At 58.9% G+C, this 12,299-nt stretch carries 8 protein-coding genes and 4 pseudogenes; 7 read left to right on the forward strand and 5 right to left on the reverse strand.

Features of this window, described 5'->3' with window-relative positions:
• Nucleotides 1-84: 84 nt before the first annotated feature.
• Nucleotides 85-416: pseudogene (gene nadE, locus NKI85_RS32790) on the reverse strand (NAD(+) synthase); the annotation flags it as partial.
• A 1,013-nt stretch (nt 417-1,429) separates the two neighbouring features.
• Between nadE and NKI85_RS32795 the strand changes: the two are divergent.
• Nucleotides 1,430-3,496, forward strand: coding sequence for a carbamoyltransferase family protein (locus NKI85_RS32795; protein WP_352780123.1), 2,067 nt, complete (start codon nt 1,430-1,432; stop codon nt 3,494-3,496).
• 85 nt (nt 3,497-3,581) lie between these two features.
• Here the strand turns inward: NKI85_RS32795 and NKI85_RS32800 are convergent, their stop codons facing one another.
• Nucleotides 3,582-3,758 carry a hypothetical protein gene (locus NKI85_RS32800; RefSeq protein WP_352457364.1) on the reverse strand — a complete coding sequence of 59 codons (177 nt, stop codon included), beginning with the start codon at nt 3,756-3,758 and terminating at the stop codon, nt 3,582-3,584.
• Nucleotides 3,759-4,078: 320 nt separating this feature from the next.
• On the opposite strand from NKI85_RS32800, the gene NKI85_RS32805 reads away from it, so the two are divergent.
• From NKI85_RS32805 to NKI85_RS32820, 4 genes are all read left to right on the forward strand, one after another.
• Entirely contained in the window at nt 4,079-5,263 is a 1,185-nt protein-coding gene (locus tag NKI85_RS32805; RefSeq protein WP_352780125.1) for a glycosyltransferase family 9 protein, read from the forward strand.
• Between the two features lie 538 nt (nt 5,264-5,801).
• Nucleotides 5,802-6,086 (forward strand): type II toxin-antitoxin system TacA family antitoxin, encoded by a 285-nt coding sequence (locus NKI85_RS32810; protein WP_352453587.1) that lies wholly within the window; start codon nt 5,802-5,804, stop codon nt 6,084-6,086.
• Nucleotides 6,087-6,596: a GNAT family N-acetyltransferase gene (locus NKI85_RS32815; RefSeq protein WP_352780127.1), complete on the forward strand. Its 510-nt coding sequence runs from the start codon at nt 6,087-6,089 to the stop codon at nt 6,594-6,596. It abuts the gene before it with no gap.
• Between the two features lie 186 nt (nt 6,597-6,782).
• Nucleotides 6,783-7,220, forward strand: a complete 438-nt coding sequence (locus NKI85_RS32820; RefSeq protein WP_352517875.1) for a hypothetical protein — start codon at nt 6,783-6,785, stop codon at nt 7,218-7,220.
• A gap of 650 nt (nt 7,221-7,870) precedes the next feature.
• On the opposite strand, the gene NKI85_RS32825 is transcribed toward NKI85_RS32820, so the two are convergent.
• Entirely contained in the window at nt 7,871-8,212 is a 342-nt protein-coding gene (locus NKI85_RS32825) for an FMN-binding negative transcriptional regulator (RefSeq protein ID WP_352849561.1), read from the reverse strand.
• A gap of 101 nt (nt 8,213-8,313) precedes the next feature.
• Nucleotides 8,314-8,516 (reverse strand): annotated as a pseudogene (locus tag NKI85_RS32830) (hypothetical protein); the annotation flags it as partial.
• 281 nt (nt 8,517-8,797) lie between these two features.
• Between NKI85_RS32830 and NKI85_RS32835 the strand changes: the two are divergent.
• Both NKI85_RS32835 and NKI85_RS32840 read left to right on the forward strand, forming a co-directional pair.
• Complete coding sequence (locus NKI85_RS32835; protein ID WP_352780129.1) at nt 8,798-10,444, forward strand: MFS transporter; 1,647 nt, start codon at nt 8,798-8,800, stop codon at nt 10,442-10,444.
• A gap of 701 nt (nt 10,445-11,145) precedes the next feature.
• Nucleotides 11,146-11,388 (forward strand): annotated as a pseudogene (locus tag NKI85_RS32840) (hypothetical protein); the annotation flags it as partial.
• A gap of 9 nt (nt 11,389-11,397) precedes the next feature.
• Here the strand turns inward: NKI85_RS32840 and NKI85_RS32845 are convergent.
• A pseudogene (locus tag NKI85_RS32845) lies at nt 11,398-12,204 on the reverse strand (acyltransferase family protein); the annotation flags it as partial.
• Between the last annotated feature and the right edge of the window lie 95 nt (nt 12,205-12,299).

Below are 12,299 nucleotides of genomic sequence, written 5' to 3' on the forward strand. Positions count from 1 at the left end.
AAAGAGCAGCGCTTCGCTCCAGCGGTAATTCAGGCCGCTAGCTGCCTAACTGCGGCAAGCCCATCGATCGTGTATGTTGAGACGCTATTGCCGATGCCTAAATATCGAACCCGTCATGGCAATCGTTGTGACGGGAAGCGCTCGCTTATGGGCTGTGCTGGAATGCGCATGAAGTATGCGCCTGTGCGCCGCTTCGTTGATCTCTTGGCCTTCGAGGAAGTCGTCAATCTCATCGTCTGTGAGACCGGGACGAGGTTCTCCAGGTCGGCGGTCGGAATCTTTTCAACAAGATCAGACGGAGCGCCCAGATACACTGCCAAGGCGCGAACTCTGCGCTTGTTCAGCCCGGAAAGAGGAAGAATGTCTGCGGCACCATCGCCGAACTTGGTGAAGAAGCCCATCAAGGCCTCGGCTGCTTCGAAGCGACTTCTGAAAAAGAAGTGTGGGTTTGCTCTCATACCCTTTGCTGAAAAATGTTGTCATAGAGCGCATGGAATGCCACGCGCTTCGAATCGGAGTAGCCATCCGGGAAGCCTGAAGCCCCTTTGAAGCGCATGTCCGGCAGCTATTCATAGCGTGGATGACTTTGATCGAAACAAACGATTTCATAACTCTTCGGAAATCTTGCATGGACAAAAGCACGTCCGCACCGGTCACCCATCCAAAGGAGAAAATCTTCCATGCGCCCTGACGTGCAGTGGAGGTCGTGCCGAGAAGTGAGTTGCAACTGGCCGATCATGTCGGCGGTTCGACGCTAGTCGTCCCCAATGTTCCTGAGCTGCGAAGTCTTGCAGGCGAGCCAGCTGCCCAGCGCGATTCTGCTTGTGGCGGGCTTTTTGCCGCAGGCAGTCCGCTCGTTTGGGCAGCGGATTGGAGACCCGGCCGGCAGCGCTACCATACAACATCAGCGCACTTTACATCTACGCGGTATTGCCGGGCTTCCAGTCGGTGCCATGTTTGGCCGACGAATGACGCGATGCGGCCTCCTGCACAAGCGAAGGCGTTATCGGATGTGCGACCGGGAAGCAGGCGGACAGTGCAGCACATGTCACTCGCCTGTGCGACGGTCTTTCGGGGAATGAAATCGGGCCAGTTCACGGCGCGGCATTATTCGTCAACAGCCGCCCCTTCGCAAGGATATAGGCAGCCCGCGTCACAAGTTCGTGCTGCAGATGAAAACGGCATCGCCGGCATGCAAGTCAGCAGCCGCTCAAGATTCGATGATCCAGCCAAGCTCTCGGCGTCATGGAACGGCAGGCGCCACGATCGAAGCATCTCATGTTGATCCAGGCGGACCCTTATGAGGCGTTCTTTGATGCCGGTGATGCCTGACAGGCGGTTGCAGCTGCAAGCGACAACGCGGCCTATTTAGTTGGAAACGGTCTGAGGCAGGCCAATTTGGCTTGCCCGTCACTATGTGGAGAAAGAAATGCTGTGTCTAGGAATTAGCGGCGGACTTGACCAAGTCCATGAAAACCGATTCGAGCTTCCGAACGCCTTTATGCACGATGGCGCCGCGGTGCTCGTCCGAGACGGACAGGTGATAGCCGCCGTCGAAGAGGAACGCCTCAATCGGATCAAACACTCCAACAAGCTCCCAATTCGTTCGATTCAATACTGTCTGTCAGCGGCGGGGGTTCAGTTCAGCGACATTGATCGTGTCGCGGTCTACGCAAGCGAGCCCTATGCCAATGCCATGCTTGAAGGTATTTCCGCATCCCACCCGGACATTCTCTCCATTCCGTTGAGTGCTAAATCGTTGGTGCAGGATCTGTTAACGCGTGAGTTCGGCACTAAGTTGGACAGTTCGCGTATTTCATTCGTAAGTCATCATCAGGCGCACGCCGTGAGCGCCTTTGCAATGTCGGGCTTCGAACAAAGTCTCATTCTAGCGATTGATGGCTGTGGTGATTTCCTATCGGGCCTCTTGGCGGTAGGGTCTGGCACAGAAATTACGGAAATCGAGGCTTTCCCCGAGAACAATTCTCTTGGGCTGTTTTATCTCGAGACGATCCGCTATCTCGGCTACGGCTTGTTCGACGAGTATAAGGTAATGGGACTCGCGCCCTACGGCGACCCCGCTCCCTATCGCGAGCTCTTCGAGCAGTTCTACGAGCTCTCCGCCAACGGGGGTGGCTACCGTGTTCACCTCGACCGCATCGGTCCGGCGTTGCTCCGCAACATCGAGGTCAGGCGAAAGGGAATGCCCTTCACCCAGCAGCATCGAGATGTGAGTGCGTCACTGCAGGAAGCGCTTGAGCGGATCGTGTTCCACATTCTCCGGCATCACCGTGAGGCCACTGGCATGAAGCGGTTGTGCCTGGCGGGAGGGGTAGCCCACAACTGCACGATGAACGGTAAGCTGCTGTATTCAGGGCTTTTCGAAGACATCTTCGTGCAACCCGCGTCTCACGACGCTGGCTGCGCATTGGGAGCTGCGCTGATAGTCTCTAACGAGATGGGCCGCCCCGCGCCGTGTGAGCGACTGCAGGAGGTCTATTGGGGTCCTGATCTCGGGAGCGACCGCGCCGTGCAACAGGAACTGAATGCATGGGCCGGACATCTCGAGGTTGAACGCTCTGATGACGTGGCAAGCAGTGCAGCCGACTGGATCGCCAACGGCGCCGTGATCGGCTGGGTGCAGGGTCGTTCGGAGTTTGGGCCACGTGCGCTGGGCAACCGCAGCATTCTTGCCGACCCTCGGCCCGCCGCAAACAAGGACCGAATCAATGCGATGGTCAAGAAGCGCGAAGGCTATCGGCCCTTCGCGCCATCTGTGCTGGAGGAGGATGCGAGCGAATTTTTCGACCTCCCGGACGGCAAGCGCGAATTTCCATTCATGAATTTCGTCGTTCGCGTGCGTGACTCAAAGCGCGCCTTGCTCGGTGCCATTACGCACGTCGACGGAACCGCTCGCCTGCAAACAGTATCGCGCAACGCCAATCCCGCTTACTGGGAAGTCATCAATGCGTTCAAGAAGCGCACAGGCACTCCAATTCTGCTCAATACGTCCTTCAACAACAATGCCGAACCGATCGTGGATTCGGTTGCGGACGCGATTGCCACATTTCTGACGACAGAGCTGGATGGACTTGTGGTCGGGCCCTTCCTGGTAAAAAAGCGGGCTGCAACGCTGCAGGATTGGACTGCGCTTGCGGTTTCATTGCCGCCCTATGTGTCCCTCCATCAAGACCGTGCGTACACAGCGCAAGATCGTCAGGAGACTGTCTGCGAGATCAATACGAACCACTCGAGCAGTGACAGCGTGCGAATTTCACACGACTTGTTTAATCTGCTGATGCGGATTGAGGGCGAAGCCGTGTTGGGAGATCTCCTCAATACAATTGCGCCGGATCAGGCCAAGCGTGAAGCTCTGATGGAGGGCCTGCGACGGCTGTGGGAGCAGCGCCTCGTTCGATTGCATCCCTCACAAGCTGCTCGCATGGATCAAGACTGCGATCAAACGCTGGACCAGCATAACAGGCTCTCAGCGTGATAGAGGTGCCGCTATCCAAGCTCGGCGAATAATGGTGTTCATCGATGCCGCCTGCCACCTCACCGCTGGCAGGCAGTCGACTTCATCACAGGGTTGATTCGTCCACTTCACCTTGGACGACCGGACGCGCAGAAAAAAGCGGCTGCGGCGGGTCCTTGCTAGCCACCGTGATGCGGGACCACAGCGACAGGGCGTGCCCGAGACGGTCAATGCGGCCGGCGGTGTCGTCGCCGGCGGCGACGGTCGCATTCAGGATCAGCATCGACCAAAGAGCGAGGCCACTGCCGTTATGCTCCGAGATCTGGGGACGGCGGCATGGTGATCACCGTCTACTCGGCGTTGCCGAACTCACTGCATGCGAGACCGTGACGAAGCCCTTCACATTGCGGGTCGGGACATAGCTGGCTTTCTTGGCGCGCTACCATCGCTAGAGATGCAGACTTCGCCCAACAGCTCCTGCTGGAGCGCGGCTTGGATCTGATGGCAGAATTCTTGCGGAGACGCGGACAAAGTGGGGAGCACTCCAACCTACACACGCGTCACTGGGCTATCAGTGTTGACCGTATAATCTTCGGAATGGCAATGGCATATTTTACAAAGCACGACGGCAATCAAATTATATACCGCAGCTGGGAAGAGCCGGAACAGTCAAGCGCAAGGATGAGAATTTTGGTCCTCAAGCTTGATCATGTCGGCGACTTTTGGATGTCTCTAGGGCCTCTAAAGGACCTTCGTCAGCGTTTTGCGCATGCCCACATTACGCTGGTGGTGGGAAGCTGGAACATCGCTACTGCAAAACAGTTCGACCTCGCCGACGATCACGTTGCTTTTGACTTTTTTCCTAGCAACCCAAAAGTCAAAACGCGCAAAGAAGCCGCGGACATAAGGCCGCTGCTGACCGGCGAGTTTGATCTTGCCATTGATATGCGTGTTCCGGAAGAAACAAGGCCGATCTTGCTTGAAGTTCCCGCCAGGCACCGTGCGGCGATAGTTGATCCGTACAGCATGCATCAGATCGATATTGCGATAGCGCCATTCAATCTGAAATTGCGCAGAACCATTTTCTACAAGCTGGTCCAAAAAATAGGGCTTGCTAACAAAATCCCCCGTAGATGGCTTGATTGGTTCATTGACCGTAAGCAGGTGCGTCTCCAGCATGTGTCAGAAATCCTCCTCTTTCTGGTCGCAAAGGCAGCTGCCTATTTCGAAAGCGGAGCGGGTCACCCACAGAATTCGACTACAGGCAATGCCCCGATTGTCGTGGCTCCGTTCTCCAATTCCAGCCTGCGAGATTGGCCGATTGAAAGTTTTGGCAAAGTTGTCGCTGCTCTTTCGACCCGTGGTGAGGTGGTCCTCGTTGGCCGTGGCGAATGCCTGGAAGCGCTTGAGGAGGTTGCGAAGATAGCTAGGGAACGTGGAGCCGCGAACATTCGGACGGCTGTCGACTTGTCAGAACTGGAATTCAATTGTCTCGTGAATTCGGCCGCGCTCGTCGTTTCGAACAATTCAGGCACCGGCCATGTCGCTGCCCAGCTTGGCCGCCCTACTATCGGCATTTTCACGGCGTCACATCTACCTGAGATTTGGGGGTTTCGAGGTCCCTTGGTCAGCATGCTTATGAGTGTTATTGAATGTCGCGGATGTGGTCTGGACCAAGTGCGGCATTGTCCGGTCAAAGTCCGATGCAAGTTCGACATCACGCCGGATCTCGTGATTGCCGAGGTAAACGCCTTGATGAATCATTGTAAGGGTACGGCACAAGCTTAGTGGCTCGCGGTCACCACAACCGCGATTGCCCAGCCCTTGTCGCTGATTCAATCGCTACAATCATCTAAAGGCCGAAATTCAGAATCGAATCGACTTGTTCGAAGGACCGCAGTGGCGATGTCACATTGGCCGACAGGTGGCATAGAGCGGCGCCTGAGAATGAAAGTGCCGCCGCCCAGCCTTCATAGCCGTTCCTCCTTTGTGGCGTGACGGCCCGAAAGTCGCCATCGCGTCAGATGTTCATCAGGTTCGGGATAGCCGGGGCTCGTCCGGCGACAGTCATGGCAGCGACTTCGCTTCTGGACCCGCTCATCCGGCCGCCAAAAACAAATGCGCTTCCTAAGCCGTAATTGATCCGCCGGAGCTGACCAAAGCCACCTTGCTCTGGGTTGCGGCAATGGCGACTGGGGCGAGAAGCCGAGAAGAACCGATGCGGCGAGAAATCCTGAGACCATCCGCCACGAGACGTCGCCAGGGAACGTAGTATTGCGTTCCGCGTTACACTAACGTATATACGTCCGCAGCACAGGAGCGCGCCATGGCCACCACACCCACCAGGAAGGAAGCACCCGTCTCGATGCGGTTTCGCGACGATGATCTCACCATCATCGACCGCGGCGCGGAGCTGCTCGGCCTGTCGCGCACGGAGTTCATGCGGCGCGCCGCGCTGCACGAGGCGCAGGCGGCCATCCTCAACGAAACCGTCATCCGCGTGTCCCCGGAAGCCTATGACGCCTTCATGCAGGCGATCTCAGCCCCGGCCGCTGCGCCCCCGGCGAAGGCGGCCGAGCGGCTGCGTCGGTCCCCGCCCTGGGACCGCTAGGTGGCGCTTTCAGGCATCGAACTCCTCGACCACGCACACCGCCTCGACAGCTTCGAATGCGGCAAGCCGGCGCTCAATGCTTGGCTGGCCGGCTTCGCGCGAACGAACCAGGCCCGCGGGTTTACCCGCGTCCTGGTCGTTCACGACGAGGGAACAGTCGTCGGGTATTACGGCCTCGCGCCGGGCGTGATCCAGCCAAATAGCGCACCGCGCGCCATCCGCACCGGACGCCCGCCCGATCCGATGCCCTGCCTGCTGATCGGACAACTCGCCGTCGACCACCGCTATGCCGGACAAGGCGTCGGTAGCGGCTTGGTCAAGGACGCGCTGTATCGCTGCGTCGCCGGCGCCGACATCGTCGGCGGCCGCGCGGTGGTGGTGCGGGCGATCGACGCCGAGGCAGAGCGCTACTGGCAGAGCTGGGGCTTCATTCCCGCGCGGGACAATCCGTCGGTGCTCATGCGCTCGATCCAGGACGTGAGCCTCTGGCTGGCCGACAAAGGCCACTAGCTCCGCGCGCGTAGCGCCTCCGGAAGCGGCAGGTCTGCGCGCCGGCCTGCCGCCGACGGGCTCTAGTTGCGGCGTCCCGCCGCTCCCCGAGCCGGCTTCGCCGTCTCGGCGTTCGGGTGACCCCTCACGCAGGGCCAGAGGGAGATGGCGGTCAGAGCGAGGGAGCCCTGGAGAGAAGGGAAAGTCATGATGTCGATGATATTCATAGGGGGTTCACGCGAGATATTTGAGCTGCCGGAACCTGCCATCGCTCGGATCCGCCCAATCGTTGTTGCCGTGCACGGCGTGCTGATTGGCGACGCGTCTGGAGCCGATGCCGAGGCGCAGGGCCTGCTCGCGGGCTACGGCTACAAACATGTCGGGGTCTTCCATGCGGCCAAGGAACCCCGCAATGATCTGGGCGACTGGGCTGCCTACCGGGTCCCGTCTCCTGAAGGCGCTAGAGGATACTGGATCTACGCCGCCAAAGACCGGGAGATGGCGCGCGCCGATTTTGGGATGATAGTCTGGGACGGCGCATCACCCGGCACGGCCGTCAACGTGCTTCGGCTCGCCATGGCGAACAAGCCGAGGTCATCTACGATCTGGCCAGGGGCAGCATGGCGACTACGCACCATGTCGTAGACTGGTGCGCCATTGCTCCGCGATGCCGGTCCAGACATTCGGCGCGCCAAGCCGAAGCCCGCATGACGCCAGGCGAGCGCCTGGCGTTGCCGGGATGATGTACGCGCGGTCCCGGCGGGTCCAACGCGATAGGCTTGATCCGGCCCCGCGCCCCCAACTCCACTTGTATGAACGGCCGGGGCCGGCCCTTTTCGAAACCGGCTCACCGCCGCGTGGCGTTGTGCAGGATGATTGTCTTGACCCGTCTCGCATCTGAAGCGGGTGCAAGCCTGCCGCACATGCCGCTGCTTGGTCATCCAACCTGGCTGCGAGGCATCGCTACCGTGGGGCGTGGCGTTCGCTGCCAGTCGGCTCCGATCTCCAAACCGCTGTGCCGCCATACCGAACACGCAAGGCGGTTTAACCGCCAGGCTGCTGTTCAAGGTATTAACGACGCAGGCGGCATGACCGGAGAGGCTGGCGGGGTAAGCAGCTTCCATCGATCCGGCGGCATTGCGGATGTGGCTGGCGATGGCGGCCTGAGTTCTTGTCCATCTGCCGCATAGCGGGTGGTCAGATGCTGGTCGCGTTTCCGGCGAGCCGAAGCATTTGTCTCTCAAGGTCACCCGTTGGAAATCCAGCACCAGCGGCTTGTCGGGACAAGATAGTTGCTATTGGGATTTGGCCGCCGCAACCGCGAGCATCGCTTCTCCCATCCCATTGACGCCTCGGGCATTCAGCATTTCACCAGCGTTCTGAATGTCGCGCACCTCTTTGTTCTGGCTGAGTTTTGATTTACCAACCAGGCTGGTGATCTCGATTTCCAGGGCGACGATCGCCTTCACCATCGTGTCAATGAAGTCCTTCGGCGCGTCGCCCATCTTCCACGGGGCAGGCTGCGAGGCTTCATGCATGTGAGTGAGCTTCGCCACGTTACGGCGCACATAGCGCTCATCATCCCGGACAGTGATGCGTCCGTGGGCGTGGACGACGAGATAGTTCCACGTCGGCACCTGGTTATGGAATTCATGCTTGCTTGGATACCAGTTCGGCGAGATGTAAGCGTCAGACCGTCGAGCTCGTCCCGGACCGCATGGCGCTACGGCGTCACCTCCAGCCCGGCGAGACAGTCGTCATTGTCCGTGAGGGTGACCGCCGCCTCTACGGTGAGAATATTGATCGCCGGCAACTTATGGCGCCTGCCGACCCAAATTCGTTGAAGTCGTGCGCCGGCGTGATCTTGACCGCGCCGCTGCCTTTCTCCGGATCAGAATACTCGTCCGCCACCACCGCGATCCTGCGGCCGACGATCGGCAGAGGATTCGCTGCTAGCACCGTGGCAGTTTGACAACCCGGCCATCGGGGCGGTAGCACCGTCCAAGGCGAAGAGTCGCAGGGCAGACCGCACCCCATCGGGCTGCGCGACCCAGACCAGCTGACGCCCAACTGGCACACTCATCGCGCATCAGCACCGTGGATGCGACATCTACTTTGTTGCGAGCGCGATATCGGAACTTGGTTGTGACGCAGCTGTGCGTAAGCGCACCGCTGTCAGCAAGTGAGTGAGCGAAAGAACTACGTGGTGGAGGTGAGAAGTCATGCGGCGTCAAGATTCCCCGCCCTTTGCGGCAAACACACTGATCCCTCTTCAGAATCCGGTCTTTCGTTCGATCTGGACAGCCACGCAGATATCCAGCCTTGGCTGGCTGGTGCAGAGCGTGGCTATAAGCTGGCTTATGGCAACGATTTCAGCCTCCGATCTGATGGTTGCGCTCGTGCAGGCTGCATCGACACTGCCCGCCTTCTTCTTGTCGATCCTTGCTGGAGCGATTGCAGACAGCTTCAGCCGCCGCGGCGTGATGCTTGCCGGACATTGCCTGATCGCACTGGCATCCACGGCGCTGGCTCTCTCTGTTGGACTGGGCTTTGTCAGTCCATGGCTGATCTTGGGACTGAGTTTCTTGGCGGGATGCGGCTTTGCCTTGAATGATCCAGCCTGGCACGCCTCGGTCGGCGACATCCTGGAAAAGCGCGACATACCCGCTGCAGTGACGCTGATGTCGGTGGGGTACAACGTGGTTCGGAGTATAGGACCGGCGCTGGGCGGTGTAATTTTGGCTTTGCTGGGCCCCCTTACGGCTTTCGCCTTCGCTGCGCTGACCGACCTGGTCCCGTTGAGCGCTGTGCTGCGCTCCAAGTGGCAAGTTCGCTCTTCGCCTCTTCCGCGCGAGCGGATGACGACGGCCATTCATGATGGCATGCGCTTCACGGCAATCTCCTCGGAGATCAGAGTGGCGATCGTGCGCGCAACCCTGTTCGGGCTGTCAAGCATCTCGATCCTTGCTCTGCTCCCCCTCGTGGTTCGCGACCAACTGGCGGGGGGGCCAATTGTTTACGGCGTCCTGTTAGCCGGCTTCGGCACAGGCGCCTTCATCGCGGGCATTGGCAATAGCTACTTGCGACGCGTCACGTCCCAAAATCGATTGATCACGCTCGCATCCGTTGCTTGCGCAACGTGTTGCCTTTTACTGGCTCTCACATCATCGGTGGCTGTAGCAGCGATCGCGCTTGCAATCGCTGGCGCAGGCTGGGTTGTCACCTGGACCGGAACCGACGTGTGTGTGCAGTTGGCAAGCCCAAGGTGGGTCGTTGGTCGCACCCTGTCGATCTATTACGCCCTGACCTACGGCGGCATGGCAGCGGGCAGCTGGATCTGGGGTGCTGTCGCGCAGTACTATTCCCTGACGTGGGCTTTGGAAGGTGCTGCAGCGGCGCTGTTGCTGGTTGCAGCCGTGGGAAAGCTATTGCCGGTACGGCTATGGGAGGAATCGGATCAAGGGGCCTTCGACTTCAGGCCACCAGAACTGGCCCTCGATTTGAAGCCCAGGAGCGGCCCGATCGTGATCAAGGTGGAGTACTCGATACCCGAGGAGAATATCGAGGAATTTCTGAGCTGCATGCGCGAAAGGCGGCGCGTTCAGAGCCGTGCCGGTGCGCGGGACTGGACTCTCCAGCGCGATCTTCAGAACTCGACTCTTTGGACCGAGACATTCCGCACGCCGACATGGACGGACTATCTTCGTCTAAACCATCGGCTAACGGTGACTGACAGGGAGGTAGGCGAGCGCCTTGCCGCTCTGCAGGTCGGTGATTCTCCTCCTCGTCTCTCACTTTCGATCGAGCGGTCGACAAGCCCCGCCCCCGGCAGCCAAGTCCAGCCTGTGCCCTTTGTATCGCGCCCGTAAGGAAACCAGTAACTTTTCTGGGTTCGGACACGGGAATGGCCGAGACCTACTCCATCTTTCGTCGGGACTGCCCGGATTGCCATACGTTGCGGCCGGTTAGGCGAGCATGAGGATTTGTGTGGCACGTACGTCCACCACGGGCAATGTCCAGCCCCACCGCCTCTGCCATCAGATCGGCTTGGGCACGGGTTCAGGTCGCCTGTCCCCCTGCATCGTGGCGAGCAGCGGCGAGCAAGGGGGCGGAGGGATCTCCCCGGTCTGCACGGAGCGAAGCGGGCAGACGGAGGAATCCGCCATCGGCGGCTTGCAGGGAGAGGGCCGCGCGCCTCTTTCCCTCCCTCACAAAACGTGCCGCCAAGCACGTTCACGTCGGCGCAGCCGTGCCGCAGAGCCGGCCGCAACAAAGAAGGCCTACAAGGCGGAAGCATCGAAATGTCCGCCAGCGGGACCAATTCAGTTCGGTGCTGGAGAAAGCGGTTCAACAGGGCGGCCGTAGGAGCACCAGCATAGCGCCGCCGTCAGGCGCGACGCGGACCGACAGCCCCGAGAAGGGCGCTGATTGATCGATCGAAATTGAATCGGCTCATTTTTATCAGCTGAAATATTCCATGAATTTTTCACGATGCTTCAGCGCGCGCGTGGATTTGATGCAGCCATCCAGGACTGCTGCATTGCCATAGCAATGGTCACAACCTGCTAGCGGGCTTCTGGAGATGGACGCGACGATCGGTCAGACGCGCTTCTATTGGCTGCCGTCGGCGCCAGACGGTCGCGGAGCTTCAAATCTGATCGGGCTCCCGAGCGAATTGCCGTCCTACGAGCATTCGGGACCGATCCCGGCCTACAGGCACGCCTTACTTCGGGCGGCGGATCAAGTGATCCGTGAGGGGAATGCCACGCCGGCATGGCTCGCCAATGACTTCAATGCCAACTGTCGGCAGTCACATCATAAATTAAGCATAGCTCCGCGACACATATCCAAGGTGGCGCACAATCCTGCGAATTGTCATCGCTGTGACAGCAATCGCCGCACCAAGCAAAGTGGCGAACTCGATTCTGCTCGTGAGATCCCAAAGTTCTCCGAACGGTATGAGATCCATGAAGCGAAACACGGCACCCTGAAGCAGGTAAAGCAGCAGTGTGCTCTGACCAAGCTCCACCGCGACAAAGCGAGCTACGCGAGTTGAATAGCCAACTCTCCAGCATAGGAATATAAGCTGCATCGCCACTGCAGAAGTTGCTACCGAGCCAGCGAACATCAGCAACACTTGTTTGGCCGATTGTGCATCGTAGATCAAAACAAGATTGTTGTAGACGTACGTTTCCTTTCCCCAAACAAGAAAGCACATGAACGCAGCCATCGAAAGTAACACCACAAAAATAGCCTTGTGGCGCCTGATGCTAGCTGCCTGCCATCCGATCGGCTGCGCAAACAAGAACCCCAAACAAAAGAATGGGTATGTGTATCGTACCAACGGGGTTATTGACCACGGGACGGGCGCGAATGCGATCGCAATTGCAGATGCGCCTATGATCCACACCGACGAGCCATTGAAAGTCGTGAGCAACTTTATCAGGACGAAGGACGCGAAAGCTGCCCAGATGAACCAGTATGTGCCAATGAACTCCCTAAAAAAATCCAACATTCCACTGGTTAAACTGTTCGCCGAAGACATTACGGCGGCCTTCGATATCCAAATCAACGCACACCAAAAAAGCATGGGCAATACTAGTTGCATTGCTCGATCACTGAGAGTCCGTTTTGAAATTCAAGGATGAGCGTTTCGGCGGATGAGGTTTGCGCCCATTGCGACGAGGATCATTGCGTGAGAGACGTCGATGCGCTGCTCGTAGT

Origin of the sequence: Mesorhizobium sp. M0571, from assembly GCF_040320985.1 — a bacterium.
Classification (GTDB): domain Bacteria; phylum Pseudomonadota; class Alphaproteobacteria; order Rhizobiales; family Rhizobiaceae; genus Mesorhizobium.